This window comes from Chryseobacterium flavum (assembly GCF_003385595.1).
Classification (GTDB): domain Bacteria; phylum Bacteroidota; class Bacteroidia; order Flavobacteriales; family Weeksellaceae; genus Chryseobacterium; species Chryseobacterium flavum.
On record NZ_QNUE01000019.1, the window covers coordinates 1 to 17,337 of the forward strand.

The 17,337-nt window shown below is 39.3% G+C and carries 18 protein-coding genes; 12 read left to right on the plus strand and 6 right to left on the minus strand.

Annotation, left to right across the window (positions count from 1 at the left end; all coding sequences use genetic code 11):
* Nucleotides 1-505, plus strand: a 505-nt coding sequence (locus tag DRF59_RS17650; RefSeq protein WP_115963323.1) for a hypothetical protein, incomplete at its 5' end; no start/stop codon positions are given.
* Nucleotides 506-608: 103 nt separating this feature from the next.
* Here DRF59_RS17650 and DRF59_RS17655 read toward each other — a convergent pair.
* From DRF59_RS17655 to DRF59_RS17665, 3 genes are all read right to left on the minus strand, one after another.
* The gene (locus tag DRF59_RS17655) at nt 609-1,535 is read right to left on the minus strand and encodes a malate dehydrogenase (RefSeq protein WP_115963326.1); all 927 of its coding nucleotides are present in this window, start codon (nt 1,533-1,535) and stop codon (nt 609-611) included.
* Between the two features lie 119 nt (nt 1,536-1,654).
* The gene (locus DRF59_RS17660) at nt 1,655-2,206 is read right to left on the minus strand and encodes a biliverdin-producing heme oxygenase (RefSeq protein ID WP_115963329.1); all 552 of its coding nucleotides are present in this window, start codon (nt 2,204-2,206) and stop codon (nt 1,655-1,657) included.
* Between the two features lie 26 nt (nt 2,207-2,232).
* A complete protein-coding gene (locus tag DRF59_RS17665) occupies nt 2,233-4,449 on the minus strand; it encodes an ATP-binding protein (RefSeq protein WP_241505628.1) in 2,217 nt (738 codons plus the stop codon).
* A gap of 348 nt (nt 4,450-4,797) precedes the next feature.
* On the opposite strand from DRF59_RS17665, the gene DRF59_RS17670 reads away from it, so the two are divergent.
* The 6 genes from DRF59_RS17670 to DRF59_RS17695 all read left to right on the plus strand — a co-directional run bounded on the left by DRF59_RS17670 (nt 4,798) and on the right by DRF59_RS17695 (nt 11,982).
* On the plus strand, nt 4,798-5,847 hold the full coding sequence (locus DRF59_RS17670) for a linear amide C-N hydrolase (RefSeq protein ID WP_115963463.1): 1,050 nt from the start codon (nt 4,798-4,800) through the stop codon (nt 5,845-5,847).
* 153 nt (nt 5,848-6,000) lie between these two features.
* Entirely contained in the window at nt 6,001-7,167 is a 1,167-nt protein-coding gene (locus DRF59_RS17675) for a porin (protein WP_115963335.1), read from the plus strand.
* Between the two features lie 18 nt (nt 7,168-7,185).
* A complete protein-coding gene (locus tag DRF59_RS17680) occupies nt 7,186-8,616 on the plus strand; it encodes an anion permease (protein WP_115963338.1) in 1,431 nt (476 codons plus the stop codon).
* 16 nt (nt 8,617-8,632) lie between these two features.
* Nucleotides 8,633-9,289: a succinate dehydrogenase cytochrome b subunit gene (locus tag DRF59_RS17685; protein ID WP_115963341.1), complete on the plus strand. Its 657-nt coding sequence runs from the start codon at nt 8,633-8,635 to the stop codon at nt 9,287-9,289.
* Nucleotides 9,290-9,300: 11 nt separating this feature from the next.
* Nucleotides 9,301-11,217 (plus strand): fumarate reductase/succinate dehydrogenase flavoprotein subunit, encoded by a 1,917-nt coding sequence (locus DRF59_RS17690; RefSeq protein ID WP_115963466.1) that lies wholly within the window; start codon nt 9,301-9,303, stop codon nt 11,215-11,217.
* Between the two features lie 12 nt (nt 11,218-11,229).
* Nucleotides 11,230-11,982 carry a succinate dehydrogenase/fumarate reductase iron-sulfur subunit gene (locus DRF59_RS17695; protein ID WP_115963344.1) on the plus strand — a complete coding sequence of 251 codons (753 nt, stop codon included), beginning with the start codon at nt 11,230-11,232 and terminating at the stop codon, nt 11,980-11,982.
* Nucleotides 11,983-12,059: 77 nt separating this feature from the next.
* Here the strand turns inward: DRF59_RS17695 and DRF59_RS17700 are convergent, their stop codons facing one another.
* The 3 genes from DRF59_RS17700 to DRF59_RS17710 all read right to left on the minus strand — a co-directional run bounded on the left by DRF59_RS17700 (nt 12,060) and on the right by DRF59_RS17710 (nt 14,987).
* The gene (locus DRF59_RS17700) at nt 12,060-12,833 is read right to left on the minus strand and encodes a cyclase family protein (RefSeq protein WP_115963346.1); all 774 of its coding nucleotides are present in this window, start codon (nt 12,831-12,833) and stop codon (nt 12,060-12,062) included.
* 116 nt (nt 12,834-12,949) lie between these two features.
* Entirely contained in the window at nt 12,950-13,912 is a 963-nt protein-coding gene (locus DRF59_RS17705) for a hypothetical protein (RefSeq protein ID WP_115963349.1), read from the minus strand.
* 61 nt (nt 13,913-13,973) lie between these two features.
* Nucleotides 13,974-14,987, minus strand: coding sequence for a nucleoid-associated protein (locus DRF59_RS17710; protein ID WP_115963352.1), 1,014 nt, complete (start codon nt 14,985-14,987; stop codon nt 13,974-13,976).
* Nucleotides 14,988-15,348: 361 nt separating this feature from the next.
* Here DRF59_RS17710 and DRF59_RS17715 point away from each other — a divergent pair, with 361 nt between their 5' ends.
* From DRF59_RS17715 to DRF59_RS17730, 5 genes are all read left to right on the plus strand, one after another.
* Nucleotides 15,349-15,513, plus strand: a complete 165-nt coding sequence (locus tag DRF59_RS17715) for a hypothetical protein (RefSeq protein WP_241505629.1) — start codon at nt 15,349-15,351, stop codon at nt 15,511-15,513.
* 12 nt (nt 15,514-15,525) lie between these two features.
* A complete protein-coding gene (locus DRF59_RS17720) occupies nt 15,526-15,882 on the plus strand; it encodes a DUF7674 family protein (RefSeq protein WP_115963356.1) in 357 nt (118 codons plus the stop codon).
* 82 nt (nt 15,883-15,964) lie between these two features.
* Nucleotides 15,965-16,096, plus strand: a complete 132-nt coding sequence (locus tag DRF59_RS21205) for a hypothetical protein (RefSeq protein WP_262510642.1) — start codon at nt 15,965-15,967, stop codon at nt 16,094-16,096.
* 50 nt (nt 16,097-16,146) lie between these two features.
* Nucleotides 16,147-16,542 carry a DUF7674 family protein gene (locus tag DRF59_RS17725; protein WP_002977403.1) on the plus strand — a complete coding sequence of 132 codons (396 nt, stop codon included), beginning with the start codon at nt 16,147-16,149 and terminating at the stop codon, nt 16,540-16,542.
* Nucleotides 16,543-16,679: 137 nt separating this feature from the next.
* Nucleotides 16,680-17,279 carry a hypothetical protein gene (locus DRF59_RS17730; protein WP_115963359.1) on the plus strand — a complete coding sequence of 200 codons (600 nt, stop codon included), beginning with the start codon at nt 16,680-16,682 and terminating at the stop codon, nt 17,277-17,279.
* Nucleotides 17,280-17,337: the final 58 nt, after the last annotated feature.

Here is a 17,337-nt window from a genome sequence, read left to right on the forward strand (position 1 = left end):
GTTTGGGTCAGGCATAAAGAAATACTCCGGGCTACGGCTGATGGAAACCTTCTTCCGGTTCAATGAGCTGGCAAAAGCTAAAGAACAGCTGAACAATATAATGAATTACGCAGTAAAGAGTGACCGCTGGATTAAAGAAGATCCTTCCGTAATCTTTCGTTTTCACCAGTCTATGCGGTCATTTGTGCGTGCCGGGTATCTTATAAAACTTAAAGAAAAGAAACAGGCATTCCCTGTCCGGACAGAAAATACTTCTCCACTGCTTCCCGGTTTGCTTTCGGAGAAAGAATACCGGAACCCGTTGCTGGTCTTTAAAAAAGCATTCAAAGAATACAGCATAGAGGAATTTGATTACTTTATGTCCGGGATTGTGTATTTCTCACTGGGTGTTTATGATAATGTCCCGGAGAAAAATATGATAAACCCGTACATCCACCTCACCAAAATGCTGGATGCCGCCCATCTCATCCTGGAAAGGCAGAAAAATAATAACAGAAAACTATAGCACAAGGCCACAGGAATTCTTTTCCGCCCCTACTCCACAAAAAAGGACTGCTTCAGTGAAACAGTCCTTTTTTTTATCATTTTGGCTTCAGAAGCCAGTTAGCTTAGAATTTTAAATCTCCGTTCACCTCTCTTACAGCGTTCGCTGCTTCAGCAAATTTCAATTGCTCTTCTGCAGTAAGCGTTACGTTTACAATTTTCTCTACCCCGTTTGCCCCGATAATCGCAGGAACCCCTAGGCAGATATCATTCTGACCATACTCCCCTTCAAGCATTAAAGAACAAGGGATCATTTTTTTCTGGTCACATGCAATAGCCTGAACCATTACAGAAACAGCAGCTCCTGGTGCATACCATGCTGAAGTTCCCAATAACTTGGTAAGCGTAGCTCCACCTACTTTCGTTTCTTCAATTACATATTTTTGTTTTTCTTCGTCTAAGAACTCAGTAACAGGTACCCCGTTTCTTGTAGCTTTGCTTAATAACGGCAGCATTCCTGTATCACTGTGAGCAGCGATTACCATACCGTCTACATCAGAGATCGGTGCCTCCAATGCTTCAGCCAGCCTGTATTTGAATCTTGCAGAGTCCAGTGCCCCACCCATTCCGATGATCTTGTGTTTTGGAAGGCCTGAAGTTTTGTGTACCAGGTAAGCCATAGTATCCATTGGGTTGGAAACCACGATGATGATAACTTCCGGAGAATGTTTCACCAGGTTTTCAGTAACTTCTTTTACAATACCTGCATTAATACCGATCAGCTCTTCTCTGGTCATTCCCGGTTTTCTTGGAATACCTGAAGTAATCACGGCTACATGAGAACCTGCAGTTTTGCTGTAATCTCCTGTTGTTCCGGTAATTTTTGTATCGAATCCGTTTAGAGATGCAGTCTGCATCAAATCCATTGCCTTACCTTCAGCAAACCCTTCTTTAATATCTACTAAAACTACTTCTGAACAGAAGTTCTTCATTGCGATGTATTCTGCACAGCTTGCTCCTACAGCGCCTGCACCTACTACAGTTACTTTCATATTGTATACTTTTTAAATTATTTATTTTTAAAGTTGAATTTAAATTTGAAACTCCCCAAATTTAACAATTCCTGAAAAAGTGGGCAATTTTTCAGAAATATTATTAGGGTTCCGGGAAATTAGTTGACATTCAGTAAAAAAGAATACAGCTTCCGGGCTCCGGACAGCACTTCCGGATAGTTTTCTTCAGCTACCTCAGCATCCAGAACCTCCTTAAAATTTTTCCACATCGGTCCCGTATTCTCCTGATAGCATCCGAAGAAATTAAAACTGACTGTGTCAAAACCTTCTGTTTTGGAAAGCTGCCTGGCAATTACATTTCCTCCTAAAGTAGAACCTTCAATGACATACATGGCTCCTAAAGCCTCATGTTCATTGGTAAAATCAAGTTTATCAGAGACTTCCTTATACTCCAGGGAAAGACTTTCCACATCCTTTTCAATAAGGGAAAGCTTTTTCCTTTCATTAAGCTGAAGTTTCTCCGAATACTTACCGGAAAGACGGTTGAAAATTTTGTCTTCGCTGTGAAGGAGCATCAGGTAATTGGTATGGATGATCTTTTTATAATCTTCCAGGGTAAAAGTTTTATTGAAAATTTTTTCAGAATTAAAAAGCTTTTCTGCTGCATCGTGATATTCCGCTGTATTTTGTTTCAGATATTCTGATACCATAATAACGTTTTAAAAGTTTCTCAAATTTACGGTTTTTTAAACGTCAGAATAAAAGAAGTCCCTTCTTTATTACTTTCATAATCCACATTTCCACCGATTCTTTTCATAATCCGGTGAACAATAGACAACCCTACCCCATTTCCTTTAAACTTTTTGGCATTATCCATCCTGTTGAAAATTTTAAACATTTTATGCTTCTCTTCCTCAGGAATTCCAATCCCGTTATCAGAGATCCGGTACATAACATTTTCTCCGTTTTCAGTACCTTCAATCTCCACTTTCGGATGTTCTCTGTGGGAAGAATACTTTACCGCATTATTAATGATATTCAGGAATACCTGATGAAGCATGGTTTTATCAGCCAGTACATCCGGACATTCCCTGATCACCACCTCGCTTTCGGGATTACCGTAGGTCAGTTTGGCATTTTCGGAAATTTTACGGATGGTCATTTCTGTTTTCATGGCTTCAAGCTGGATATCACTATGCTTTGCACGGCTAAGCTGCAGTACATCCTGCATCATTTCTGCCATATTATCAATTTCCTCGATAATGGTATTGATCTTATGTTTACTCTTTTCCGAACTATCTGTAAGATTTCCCAAAAGCATCTGCGCATTAAGTTTCATGACCGTTAAAGGTGTTCCCAGATCATGAGAGATGGTGTAAGAAAAACTGTCAAGCTCTTCATTCACCTTTTTAAGCTCATCGTTAAGCCTTTTTACCGCATTATAATTTTTATGAGAAGTTTCCAGGATCAGATCACGGATAGCATGTACAGCGCTGATATTCCTGGAATTCCACCTTTTAGAGTGTCCTTTTATATTTTCAGTAAAGATCCGGAAGGACGTTCTTGGTGAAATGATCTGTTTTTCTTCTCCGTTGTAAGAAAAAACTTCAATCTTTTTTTCAGGATTTCCTGCCCAGTCAATATGCTCATCAAATTCCTTACGGAACCAGATCAGCATCTCATTTTTATCCCTTTCAATAAAGTAAATAATAATTCCGGCAGCATTTTCAGACAAACCCAGCTCCTCTCCATGATTTTTAAGAAAGCTTCTGTTGACATAAATCTGGTCCGTTGTATTTTCAGACGCCCACTGTATGATGGTGTTTATAACAGCAACAGACGGAGTCACTCCTTCCGTTACAATATGTTCATCCGAAACTATCGCCACTCCATCCGCTTCCGGAAGGTCTTTAATTTCTGCTTTGCTTTCAATAAGCGAATCAGATAAGTAATGGTGTTTTAAAAACTTTATTTTAAGCTGAGAAACCCTTTCATTCAGTTCCAGCCGGTAATTCAGTTCACTTTTAGATTTAAATGATGAATATGCATTGGCAGCAAGTGCCGTAAAGATTCCTGCCTGAACCCGGTCTTCAAGATCAATATGCTTAGGCTCAGTATTCTGGCATGTAACCAGTCCCCACAGATGATCGTCAATAATAATGGAAATACTGAAACTGGAAGATGCTCCCGAGTTTTTAAGGTACTGCCCGTGTATAGGGGACATTCCTCTGGAAGCCGCAAAAGTAAGATCTATATGTTCTTCAGATTTGCTTAAAAGCGGTACCGTATCTGAATGTACATTGCTGAAAATTCTTTTCCGTTTCCTGAGATAAAGCTGACGGGCCTGTTTGGGAATATCCGATTCCGGGTAATGAAGCCCCAGGAAACTTTCCATCTCATCATTTTTCTTTTCTGCAATCACCTTTCCTGAACCGTCCATCATGAATTTATAGATCATCATCCGGTCATAGTTGACCACTTTGGCAAGCGTTTCCAGTAAATGATTCCAAAGTTCCTGCGCATTATCAATCCCGTAAAAATTATCATATTTATTGGAGATCCGTTTGTCAGGATTTATCAGTACTTCTTCAAATTCCAGGAAGATAAAACCGCCGCTTTTAAAGACAGAAAAATGATATTCCTTATCACCTATGAAAATCTTGTCAAAATAGGTTTCATTTTCCCTTCTGGTAAATCTGTCCAGCGAAACATAAATATCAGAATCGATGATCTGCTGAAAGCTTTCCGGAAAATCCGTAAGCTCTTTCCCGAACAGTGAGTCTACCCGTTCGATTTTAAATATATCCGTAATATTCCTGCTGAAAAAAGTAATGGAATGGGATTCCGCATCAATGCCAATCAAATAGCCAAAACTTTGTATGTAGCCCGGAATATGGATAGGCTCTTCATGGCATTCTACAAAATTCATATATCTCGTCAGTCTAACAATCAAATATAGCGTTTTTTTCCAACAGGCCCGTATTCTGTGGTATTTTATTTTAAAGCACCTTAGCGTAACGTTTATTTTTCAGATCAAAGCCCTCAGATACACTTTGAAATATTCTTTATTATCCTGCTCTTTTACTAAGAAGTTTCTAAAATATACTAAAAAAAATCCAGTAATCCTATTTTAGTCTTTTATTTATGATTCATAACATGAATGAGTATTTATCAGCTAATATAATTGTGTCATTTAAACAAATTTGCTAAATTTATATCACCAAATAATGAATATGATGGAAAATTCATTGAATTATTCACAATAAATTCAACATTAAATTTAAATTCAAATAATACTATTATGAAAAAGTTCCCATTAATTTTATTTTCTTTAGTCCTCTCTATAGGATTATGGAATCCATCAGAAGCCTGTACGAGGGTGGTTTACAAAGGGCCCCAAAACACAGTTATTACAGCACGCTCTATGGATTGGCGTGATGAAATCCCGGCCAACTTATGGGTATTACCAAAAGGAATAGACCGTAACGGACTGGTAGGCCCAAAATCTGTAAAATGGACTGCCAGATACGGAAGCCTCATCAGTTCTTCCTGGGATATTGCTTCGGCAGATGGAATGAATGAAAAAGGATTGGTAGCCAACCTCCTTTGGCTAGGAGAATCCCAATATCCTAAATTTGATGGAAAAGGAAGTAAAAAGGGAATTGCCATTTCATTATGGGCACAATATTATCTTGATAATTTCGCCACCGTAAAAGAAGCCGTAGAGTTTTCAAAAAAAGAACCTTTCGTTATTGTAAGCGACTACATTCCGGGAACAGAAAGATTTACCACAGTCCATCTTTCCCTTTCCGATGCTTCGGGAGACAATGCAGTATTTGAATATATTAACGGAAAACTGGTAATCCACCATGACCCTTCTTATACGGTAATGACCAATTCTCCTGTTTTTGAAGAACAGCTTGCCCTTAACAATTACTGGAAAGGCATTCCGGGAACAGTGATGCTTCCGGGAACCAACCGTGCTGCAGATCGTTTTGTAAGAGCGTCTTACTATATCAATGCGATTCCACAGACTGCAGACACCCGTACAGCGGTAGCCAGTGTTTTCAGTGTGATCAGAAACTGCTCTGTACCATACGGAATCACTTCTGCAACTGAACCTAATATTTCGTCAACAAGATGGCGTTCTGTCTCCGATCAGAAAAACCTGGTCTACTATTTTGAAACGGTTTTCACACCCAATACGTTCTGGGTAGATCTTAAAGATTTCGACCTGAGTCCTAAAGGAAAAGTGATGAAACTGGATCTCAGTAATAACCGCACTTATAATGGTAAGTCCAATACGGAATTTAAAGAGTCCGCACCATTTACATTCTTAGGATTAAAATAGATATTTTACCACAAGAATTCTTTTACTTAAAATAACCTGCTCACCGATAAGCACTGACAAAGCAGGTTAAAGCAAGTTCCATTTGTAACCATGCTCAAGGGCAGTGAGGAATTCTGGTAAAATAAAGTTCTCAATAAAAAAACAAAAATAGATATGGCCTTTTTTTCGATTAAAAAGAAAAGCCTCATCCTGTGCATGCTGGCCTTCGGGTTATCCGCATATGCACAGAATCAGGATTCTCTGAAGACCACTCCTTCTCCAAAGCAAGAAGACAATGTAAAATATCCACAGCTGCAGATCAAAGGCCTCTTCCAGGCACGTTATCTTGTAGGAATGGCCAAAGATGTAGATGTCAACGGACTTCATCATACCGACGGTTCCGGAACGGATAATAATTTCATGCTCAAATACATGCGGGTTCAGGTACGGGCACAGATCAGTAAACGTACGGAAGTTGTCGTACTGGCCAACCTTGCTGATTTTAAAAATGACCCCAAAAGCAGAGTCCTTGAAAATGCTTACCTGAAGTACACTTTCAATCCGAAGTTGGCCATTACGGTAGGACAATTCAGGCCCTGGTTTGGTATTGAAGAAACTTATCCTATTGATATTATCAAATCTTTAGACTGGTCCAATCAGTATACGGAATTCGGGAAGCTGGGCTGGACAAGTTTCCAGATCGGAATGTCTGCGACAGGACAGCTTCAGTTAGGAAAAATACCTTTCCAATATGCTGTTTCAGTAGTTAACGGGAATGGAAAAAACCAGATCAATGATAATGATAACGGAAAGCAGTATTCTACCCGTCTTGTTTTCGGATTATCTGAAAAATACAATTTCAATGTAGGGCTGAATGGAGGTATCGGGGAAGTATTCAGTAAAAAAGTATATGCCCTGGGAGTTGATATGAGCTCACTGATTCAGTTTGATCCGAAATGGAGCCTTGATATGCAGCTGGAAGCCAAACAGGCCACTAACCACGTTCTGTACAATTCTGTTGCACCTGAGATGCGCCCTGAGAATCCGGATCAGTATCTGGTGCGCGGAATCTATTTTCTTCCTAATCTGAGGTATGAGATCAACCACAAAAATCTAAGTGCCTTCGAATTATCCTGCCGTTACGAATATCTTGACACCAATTTCAGAATGGCCTCTAACCCAAGACAGACCATTACCCCAATGTTCGGATTGGAATTCCTGAAAAATTATGGCGCCAGAATTCAGCTGGGAGTGCAGTTTGACCGCTATAAACATCAGATAGAAAACACATCACAATACAACAATAATCTATTTATAGTACAAGTACAGAGTAGATTTTAATGATTAAATAGTAGTATCATGAAAGAAATTAATATCAAAAACGTGGCAATCACATTTGCCGTTGCATTAATCATATGGTTCATTCCTGCTCCGGAAGGTGTTACTGTGAATGCCTGGCATTTGTTTGCCATTTTTGCAGCTACCATTTTAGGAATCATTCTTAAAGCCGCTCCAATGGGTACCATGTGTATGATGGCCATCGGATTTACGGCCCTTACCCAGGTAGTAGCTCCCGGAGATGCAGGAAAATCAATTACAAAAGCGCTTTCCGGTTTTGGAGATAAGGTGATCTGGCTGATCGGGATTTCATTCTTTATTGCCAGAGGATTTATCAAAACGGGACTTGGAAACCGGATTGCCTTTTTATTTATCAGGGTTTTTGGTAAAAGCTCACTGGGATTGGCTTACGGATTAGGACTTGCCGACGTTTGTCTGGCACCTGCTATTCCAAGTAACACCGCAAGAGGTGGTGGGATTATTTACCCAATTATGAAATCTATGGCCATAAGCTTTGATTCCGTTCCGGAAAAACCGGAAACCCATAGAAAACTGGGATCATTCCTGACGCTGAACAGTTACTATATGAACCTCATCGCTTCTTCCATGTTCCTCACCGGGACGGCAAGTAACCCGATGTGTCAGAAGTTTGCCGCCAACCTTGGCATTGATATCACCTGGATGTCATGGGCTGCGGCAGGATTCATTCCGGGTGCAGTAGCATTCTTTGTGGTTCCTTTGGTATTGTACAAATTATATCCGCCTGAGTTGAAAAAAACAGGTGATGCCCCGAAAATGGCGGCCCAGAAATTAAAAGAAATGGGACCTGTTTCCAGAAATGAATGGCTGATGCTGCTGGCATTTTTTATTCTGTTAGCACTTTGGATATTTGGTGGAGCACTTTCTATTGACGCCACAACTACGGCATTCATTGGATTAACACTGCTGCTGCTAACTTCAGTCTTAACATGGGAGGATGTAAAAGGCGAGAAAGGAGCCTGGGATACTATCGTTTGGTTCGCTGTTTTGGTAATGATGGCAAGCTCATTGAATGAACTGGGCTTCATTGGCTGGTTCAGCAATCTTATCAAAGTTCAGATCGGAGGTCTGAGCTGGCAGGTGGCCTTCCCGGTTATTATTGTTGTCTATTTCTTCAGTCACTATATTTTTGCAAGTGCCACTGCCCACGTAGCGGCGATGTATGCTGCATTGCTGGGGGTGGGTGTTTCTTTAGGAATTCCTCCTATGCTGTTGGCTATGATGCTCGGTTTCATGGGTTCCATCTATGGGGTACTTACCCATTACGGTCACGGCCCGGCTCCTGTATTCTTCGGAAGCGGATACGTTGATCTGAAAGTCTGGTGGCTCAGAGGACTTGAAATAGGAATTGTATTGTTAATTATCTACATGGCTGTCGGAGGATTGTGGATGAAAGTTTTAGGATATTATTAATTATTAAATCAGAAATATGTTATCTACATTGTCAAGAAAAATGCTGATGTGCCTTACAGGACTCTTTCTGGGATTCTTCCTGTTGATTCACTTCCTTGGAAATCTTCAGCTTTTTCTTCCACAGGAACAGGCGCATTTGCAGTTCAATGCCTATTCCCATTTTTTATCCGGGAATATCATTATTAAAACCGTTTCTTATATTCTGTATGCCAGTATTCTCCTGCATGCTGTGGATGGACTTGTGATTACCCTGAGGAATAAAAAGTCGGGAGCCAGATATCAGACAGACAGACGAGGCAGGGCAAGCAGCTGGGCATCCCGCAATATGGGAATTCTGGGAACATTCATTCTGATTTTCCTTGTAATTCATTTCCAGAATTTCTGGTACATCTATAAATTCGGAAATCCGCCTCTGGATGAAAATGGAAATAAAGACCTCTACATTCTGGTAGTGAATGTCTTTAAAGAATGGTGGTACGTGATCATATATGTTTTATCAATGATCGCTTTGTGTTACCATCTGGTTCATGGGATACACAGTGCTGTAAGAACGTTGGGACTTTACCATCCTAAATTTGTAAAATGGTTTAAGACGGTTGGGATTGCCTATTCAATCATTATCTGTGCAGGTTTTGCATTGATGCCCGTCTATGTATTCTTTACTTATCAATAAACAGAATGATCATGATATTAGATTCAAAAATACCCCAGGGTCCACTGGAACAAAAATGGGATAATTATAAAAAGAAAGCAAAACTTGTTAACCCCGCCAACCGGAAAAAACTGGAGGTCATTGTTGTAGGAACCGGACTGGCTGGAAGTTCAATAGCTGCTTCTTTAGGCGAAATGGGATATAATGTTAAGTCTTTCTGTTTCCAGGACAGCCCGAGAAGAGCCCATTCCGTAGCAGCTCAGGGAGGTGTGAACGCTGCAAAAAACTATAAAAATGATGGTGACAGTGTGTACAGAATGTTTGTTGATACCTTGAAAGGAGGAGACTTCAGAGCAAGAGAAGCCAATGTTTACCGAATGGCTGAATGTTCTTTAAACCTCATTGACCAGGCTGTTGCACAAGGTGTACCCTTTGGCCGTGAATATGGAGGCTATCTTAACAACCGTTCTTTCGGAGGGGTACAGGTAAGCCGTACTTTCTATGCGAGAGGACAAACAGGACAACAGCTTCTCCTGGGTTCCTATCAGGCTCTAATGCGACAGGTCGGAAAAGGCTCTGTACAATTGTTTTCAAGACATGAAATGCTTGATCTGGTCACTGTTGGCGGGAAAGCCAGAGGCATTATCGTAAGGAATTTAGACACAGGAGAAATTGAAAGACATGCAGCTCATGCTGTAGTATTGGCGACCGGAGGTTATGGGAAAATCTATTACCTGTCCACCCTCGCCATGGGATGCAATGGTTCTGCAATCTGGAGAGCTCATAAAAAAGGGGCCTTAATGGCTTCGCCAAGCTGGATCCAGGTGCATCCTACTTCCCTGCCGCAGTCCGGAGATTATCAGTCGAAGCTGACCCTGATGTCTGAATCGTTACGGAATGACGGAAGGATCTGGGTCCCTTTAAAGCAGGACGAAAACCGAAAACCGAATGATATCCCTGAGAATGAAAGAGACTATTATCTGGAAAGAAGATATCCGGCATTTGGAAATCTTGCCCCAAGGGACATTTCATCCCGTGCTGCCAAAGAAAGAATTGATGCCGGCTATGGTATCGGACCTTTGAAAAATGCCGTATACCTTGATTTTTCCAAAGCTATCAAAGAACAGGGAAAAGATAAGATCAGAGAAAAGTACGGAAACTTATTCGATATGTATCTTAAGATCACGGGGTATGATGCCTACAAAGAACCTATGATGATCTCTCCCTCTGCACACTTCTCCATGGGTGGTCTTTGGGTGGATTACGAACTGATGACCACCATTCCGGGGCTTTTTGCTTTGGGGGAAGCCAATTTTGCAGATCACGGAGCGAACAGATTAGGAGCAAACTCTCTTCTTCAGGCTTCTGTAGATGGCTACTTCATTGCGCCTTACACCATTGCCAATTATCTTGCCGATGAGATCCATACCGGAAAAATTTCGCCGGATTCTCCTGAATTTGAACAGGCAGAAAATGCCGTTAAAAAACAGATCCAAAATTTAATCAGTATCAGGGGAACTAAAACTGTGGATCATTTTCATAAAACATTGGGGAAACTACTGTATGATTATTGCGGACTTGCCAGGAATGAAGAAGGACTGAAATATGCCATACAGGAGATCAGAAAACTGAAGCAGGAATTTTACCGGGATGTCAGAGTTTCAGGAGAGGGAGATAAAATGAACAGTGAACTGGAAAAAGCGGGCCGTGTTGCAGATTATTTTGAGATCGGAGAACTGATGTGCTATGATGCTTTAACCCGTAATGAATCCTGTGGAGCCCATTTCCGGGAAGAATACCAGACTCCCGACGGAGAGGCCATGAGAAATGATGCAGAATACCAATTTATCTCTGCATGGGGCTGGACGGGTGAAAACAACGAGCCTGAGCTGATCAGGGAACCACTGATCTTTGAAGAAATACAACCGACGGTAAGAAGCTACAAATAAAAAACAGAAATTATGGATTTACACCTTAAGATATGGAGACAGAAAGACAAAAAAAGTGAAGGAAAACTGGTCGATTATGACCTTAAAGGATTGAATCCTCACATGTCTTTCCTGGAAATGCTGGATACGTTAAATGAAAAACTGATCATTGAAGGAGGCGATCCCGTGGAATTTGATCATGACTGCCGCGAAGGAATCTGCGGGCAATGTGGTATGATGATCAACGGTATTGCACATGGCCCGCTGAAACATACGACAACCTGCCAGCTTCATCTGAGATCATTTAAAGACGGGGAAACAATTCTTATCGAACCGTTCCGGGCAGAAGCATTTCCCGTGAAAAAGGACCTGAAAGTAGACCGTTCCGCTTTTGACAGGATCATTTCTTTCGGCGGATTCGTATCGGTAAACACAGGTCAGGCTCCGGATGCTACAGCGATTTCTGTTACCCATCAAACGGCTGAAGAAGCGTTTGATTCAGCAGCATGTATCGGATGCGGAGCATGTGTAGCCACCTGTAAAAACGGAAGTGCTGCATTATTTACCTCAGCAAAGATCAGCCATATGGCGCTACTCCCCCAAGGTAAAGAAGAGAGAAGCAAACGTGTATTGGATATGGTTGCCAGGATGGACAGTGAATTATTCGGGCACTGCTCCAATACAGAAGCCTGTGAAGTAGAATGTCCTCAGGCGATTTCCGTACTGAATATTGCCAGAATGAATTTTGAATATAACAGGGCTTTGTTTTTCAGAAAGAAAAATTAATAGCGAAAAGACAAAACCATAAAAGGGAGAACTTGTAAACAAACAAATTCTCCCTTTACTATTCCTTAAAGATCTTTCTATGCATCTATCATGGCTACTACTCTTGCCGGAGCAGCAGACCCCCCGACAATTTTAAGCGGAAATACACAAATTTTAAATCCGGACGGAGGTAATGCACCCAAATTCGTTAGTTGTTCGATGTGCAAATATTCTTTTTTAATTCCTACACGGTGCCCTTCCCAGAAAAATTCAGGATCATTGAGTTCTTTGGCTTTCTGAGCCATATATTTTAAAGGAAGATCCCAGCCCCACTGGTCAATTCCCATTACTTTTACCCCTTGATCAATCAGCCATTCTGTAGCTTCCTTGCTCATTCCTGTTCCTTTTTCCACAAAATCCGGAGTTCCCATCATTCGGTCACGGTCGGTTCTGATGAGTACAATATTTCCTTCCTGTATGGTAATTCCGTTTTTATCAAGGTCTTTTTTCAGATCCTCTACAGTAATGGCAACAAAATCTTCTTTATGGGTACAGTCGATCACAATACCGTCTCCGTAGCACCACTCCAATGGAATCTGGTCTATGGTTTTGGCGGGTTTACCTTCTACTACCGGACCGTAATGCCATGGAGCATCAATGTGAGTGGTGGCATGAAGCCCCATATTTTTGATAGTGTCATCTGCCCATCCTGTCCAGTTTTCAGGAAAAAGTTTCGACGGAAGTCTCAATGCCAGACGTATCAGCCAATGGGATTTACGGTGTGGCTTATGTTTGATCTTCACTCTCATGAACCATGGATCTCCTGCATTGTATTGAATAGGTTTTGTCAGATCGACAATTGTTGTTTTCATATGATTTAGCTAAAGAAACAAAGATAGCGAATAAGGCAAAAAATGAATTAGTAAAAAGGCAGATTTGATTTTCTTAAAATTCTTTAATCCAAAATAATGATCTTTCACATCTATCCCTAAAACCCTCTGGGAATCATAATCTTCTTCGGATCATTCTCATCATACATAATTTCAATGGTTCCTTTTTTGGGGACAGAAGAAAGATTCAGAAGACTGACCACTTTCTTGTATACCGCAATATGTTCCGCTCCTCTGAAATCTTTAAAACTTACCTGGAACATGATTTGAGGCTGATCATTTACAAGAAGACCTGTCTGACTTACACTGATGATATCAGCTTCAGCATTTCTTCCTGAAAAAAGGATCCGCTCTTCTTTTGTATTTTTTAAAAACTTTCCGAAAATGAACTGAAAAATCAATACATAAAGAATAGTCATAACACCACTGAAAATAATCGGATGCATAAATGTCAGAAATCTCCAGCCAAAATCAAAAGATTCCCGCTTATAAAAATAATAATATAAACCGATGACATAACCAATCAGTAATCCGGTAAAAATAATCCTTAGCACCATCCCCGAAGTATTAAACCCTACTTTCTGGTCACTTAAAATAAAATAGGGTTCCTTTGACACCTGAGGATTCAGCAATACCTTTATCTTGTTTCCGGCATCAAATCTTTTCTCCTGGGGTTTGGAGTCATGAAACATCATTTCATGTTCAATCAGGGTATTTCTAAGGTTAGGAAATGATAGAACAATCCGGATGAGGTTCATATTGGTCTTAGGAATGTATTTGAGGAGTTTATAATCAATAATTTTAGCTTCTCTTGGGATTCCGTTCTGCAGAATAGAATGAATTGTATTTTTCTCTTTAAAAGTTTTAATGAAAAGGGTATTGATAAAGAAAGCAATGATGTATCCCCATAACAGCAAAGAAAAACCGAGATATCCATAGCTTACCGCTAACGAATTTCTCGGTTCTGTTGCGAGTTCCTCACTCATCATATAAATAAAAATCGGGAAGGGAACACAGAAAAAGAACAGGAAAGCTCCCCAGAAAATGATCATAAATTTCATAACTGCTATTTTGTAATCAGCAATAAAGTTATGATATTATTATGGAACCGGAGACTCCTTTTTATACCTCTTTTTCGAAATAAAGCCTGTAGTATTTTCCTTTATCATCTTCACCCATTTCAATTTTCTGTCTGTCTCCATGAATGTAAATATGGAAGTTTTTATCCAGTTTAATGATACTCTTAAAATGCCTCTGGGTCTTTTTTACTGCGGCTTCACTAATCGGGAATTCTTCAGCAATATTCACCTGCATATCCTGTTCGTAATCTGTTTTAAAGTTTACGAAGCTTTCAATTACGTGTTCATCTCCTAAGACTTCATTCGCAAATTCATCCAGCTTGAATTCTTCCTTTTCCTTAAAGAAATTGATGGACTTATTAAGGAAATCCGCCTGGTCAGCTTTTGAAACTTCAAATTCCTGGGGAAGTTGCTTCGTGATATAATCTTTATACACCATCAGCGCTTCCTGAGTGTGGAAATATTCATCATCACGCTGTTTCACCTTCAGAAAATCTTCAAACCAGTAGTACATATCCCCGTTTTTGTTGTTGTCAACTACGGAAAGTACATAACCGGTTTCTTTGTTATTATTATAGATCAGGGCAGCTTTATCTATTTTAGATAATCCGATTCCCTGATCTTTCTCGATATCAAATGATTCCTCTGTGGGATTAATTTTGAGGAAAGATTCTCTTTTCTCAGTTTTAAAGATCCCTATTTTATCTACTTTGTCAGGACGGTCACTTTCTTCTTCAAAAAGTACGATGAATAACTCCCCTCCCTGAACCCTTGGATTTTCAGCAGCCTCAAAAAGGTGTTTTGCAATGTTTTCAGATTCCCACAGAAATTTGGACTTATCATCAAAAATTTCTGATACGGCACTATAAACCGGATTATTGACCAGATAGGAATCACTGTAAAAATGAAAGGTTTCTTCTGATTTGAATGACCCTAAAAAGTAATCTTCCAGCAGCTCTGCCATTCCTTCTTCCAGCTTTAATTCCTCCTGGGAAAGCGATAAAGACTCTCCGTTAATCTTATTACCGACTCTGTGTACTATTATTTTTGAAAACATTTTTTCTGAATATTTGGACTGCAAAGATATTCATTCTATCCTTTCTGCGAAACTTAAAAAATTGTCATGAGCCAGGATAGACTTTATTAAAGAATATTGAAACCACCCCGCCAAAAATTCTTTGAATTTTCTCCACTCCTCTTCAAAATGAGATTGTAAGTCCGCTGATTAGTAAAGAGGTCTGATAGCAGAATTTTTGTTTTTTATTTTCCAATTTGATAAAAACCTTATCATTTTGACATGCTTTCTTGTTTTAAAACTTACACCTAAAAACCGCAACACATTAATTACCAACATCTTAAATAAAATTCATTTTCAACGGAATACCATTGGCATCATGATTTTCAAAACATAGAAAAAAATGGACTTAAAAACATTAAACAGAATAGACAAACTCAGAAGATTAAAAAGCAGAGGTCCGAAAACACCTAAATGGCTGAAACCTTATCATCTGCTTTTTTTTGCTTTTTTAACCATTTTCATCTTTGGTGCCATCATCAAAATGCTTGAACACAATTACCAATAAAAATATAATACAATGAATTATTTACAGGCCGTAAAGGAAATCACCGACGTGGTTCCCGATTTTGAAAAAGAAGTAAAGGAAATCAAAATTCAAAACTCGTACAGCATTATCCGGACCTTCACAGAGCGTATTAAAAATATGATCCGCCAGAATGACAGAAATCTTCTGCTCAGAAGCTTACAGAAAATGGACAAAATTTACACTGACGGAGATACGGTATTGAAGAACGCTATTGAGACTACTTTTATCTATTCTCTGGACAATTGTACCGCTTTCTGCAGTGAAGAATACAGGAAAGTGATTTTCAGTCATATTTCTGCCAACCTTCAGAAAGTATATTCAAGACAAATTTACACTCACGGCATATAAACGTTTTGTTACATTTTTTATCCGTTTCATTACAAAGTGTTTAAATTAAACAAAAATAAAAATAACTCACAATCAATAGATTATGAAAACAAAAATCAGAAGATATTCAGACTGGAAAACCTGGAAAACCACGACCAGCAGGCATAATACCGAGATCCTCCTTACTCACATTGCAGTAATTGCCGGTGCTTTTATTTTTGCAGCCTGTCTGTAAATTTTGGTATACATTTCGCTGCAATACAAAGTGTTTGAAAAATCTTAATTATGATGAAAGTACAAATGCAAACTATTAATCAAAAAATAGCTGTTGAATACTTAAAATTTTTCTATCCGCCACTTCGCAATGAAATCACCCAGCTATCCGTTCAGGATAATTTTGCAGGGATCATGCAGGCTACAGTCAATTATCTGAAGAACCTGCTGCAGGAATCGAAGATCAATATTATAGCCCATCATATTAAATTGATGGACTGGCTCTACAGAAATGGAAATTCCTATGTAAGAACCATGATCGAAAATCTTTTCGTAAGATCCTTTGAGAGCTTTAAAAAACATGCAAAGATCCAGCATTGGAAGCTACTTTATCAATATATGCCGGTAAGCTTCCAGATTATTTATAATGAACAGCAGAAGCAGGATCAGATGTATTTTGGGAAATAAACTTAAACAAAGCGAAAAGGTGAACTACTCAATTTACCTTTTCGCTTTTTTACTTTTTCCACTCTGTTAAAGGTAATTTTCACTTAAAATATTTCACCATCGTGTGTAAAAATACTATTTTTGTAAAAAAAATAACCATGAAATATCTTTTTTATCCTGCGTTGATTTCGTTATCCCTGATCTCATGTGGAAATAATGACAATGTGACTGAAGATGCGGGACCGATTGAAAAGGAGGTGTATCAATTTGATTTCAAAAGCTATGCGGTAAAGGAAACGATTCTTTATACAGGGGGGACATCCGGAAGTAAGACTTTTCCACAGGAATCCTTTTTAAGCAGCTACTGGAGTACATATCAGCAACCGGCATGGAAGAAAATTGTTCTTGATCTTAAAAACAATTCTATACAACTGATTGCCGGAAATTCTGCTGATGCTATCTATAACATCAACATCAGCAACGATTCGGTATTGATTAATGATAAAGTTTCGAAGCCAAGGTATATAGGTGATTTTAATAAAAAGAACTCCACTTTTACTTTAAAGAGAACATTACAGTACATGAAACGTGAGCGGAGAGATAATGGTAATGTTCTGACAATTGTTCAGAACGTATCTTTCGGTACAACCCGATATGACGATATGTTCGGAATCCTTTTTACCACTCCTGCTGATATGATAAAAGCAGAAGATCAGGTTTTATGGAGTAATATTGAGTATTATTATAAACAACTGTAATTCTACAGGTTACTATATAAAACATCCCCCAAAGTGAATCTATTCTGGGGGATTACTT

Bases quoted from the DNA above. Each gene is read 5' to 3' on its own strand.
- DRF59_RS17670 (WP_115963463.1), top strand. From the start codon at position 4,798: ATGAAAAAGTTCCCATTAATTTTATTTTCTTTAGTCCTCTCTATAGGA.
- DRF59_RS17695 (WP_115963344.1), top strand. From the start codon at position 11,230: ATGGATTTACACCTTAAGATATGGAGACAGAAAGACAAAAAAAGTGAA.
- DRF59_RS17710 (WP_115963352.1), bottom strand. From the start codon at position 14,987: ATGTTTTCAAAAATAATAGTACACAGAGTCGGTAATAAGATTAACGGA.
- DRF59_RS17725 (WP_002977403.1), top strand. From the start codon at position 16,147: ATGATGAAAGTACAAATGCAAACTATTAATCAAAAAATAGCTGTTGAA.
- DRF59_RS17700 (WP_115963346.1), bottom strand. From the start codon at position 12,833: ATGAAAACAACAATTGTCGATCTGACAAAACCTATTCAATACAATGCA.
- DRF59_RS21205 (WP_262510642.1), top strand. From the start codon at position 15,965: ATGAAAACAAAAATCAGAAGATATTCAGACTGGAAAACCTGGAAAACC.
- DRF59_RS17660 (WP_115963329.1), bottom strand. From the start codon at position 2,206: ATGGTATCAGAATATCTGAAACAAAATACAGCGGAATATCACGATGCA.
- DRF59_RS17730 (WP_115963359.1), top strand. From the start codon at position 16,680: ATGAAATATCTTTTTTATCCTGCGTTGATTTCGTTATCCCTGATCTCA.
- DRF59_RS17680 (WP_115963338.1), top strand. From the start codon at position 7,186: ATGAAAGAAATTAATATCAAAAACGTGGCAATCACATTTGCCGTTGCA.
- DRF59_RS17675 (WP_115963335.1), top strand. From the start codon at position 6,001: ATGGCCTTTTTTTCGATTAAAAAGAAAAGCCTCATCCTGTGCATGCTG.
- DRF59_RS17715 (WP_241505629.1), top strand. From the start codon at position 15,349: ATGGACTTAAAAACATTAAACAGAATAGACAAACTCAGAAGATTAAAA.
- DRF59_RS17655 (WP_115963326.1), bottom strand. From the start codon at position 1,535: ATGAAAGTAACTGTAGTAGGTGCAGGCGCTGTAGGAGCAAGCTGTGCA.
- DRF59_RS17720 (WP_115963356.1), top strand. From the start codon at position 15,526: ATGAATTATTTACAGGCCGTAAAGGAAATCACCGACGTGGTTCCCGAT.
- DRF59_RS17690 (WP_115963466.1), top strand. From the start codon at position 9,301: ATGATATTAGATTCAAAAATACCCCAGGGTCCACTGGAACAAAAATGG.
- DRF59_RS17705 (WP_115963349.1), bottom strand. From the start codon at position 13,912: ATGAAATTTATGATCATTTTCTGGGGAGCTTTCCTGTTCTTTTTCTGT.
- DRF59_RS17685 (WP_115963341.1), top strand. From the start codon at position 8,633: ATGTTATCTACATTGTCAAGAAAAATGCTGATGTGCCTTACAGGACTC.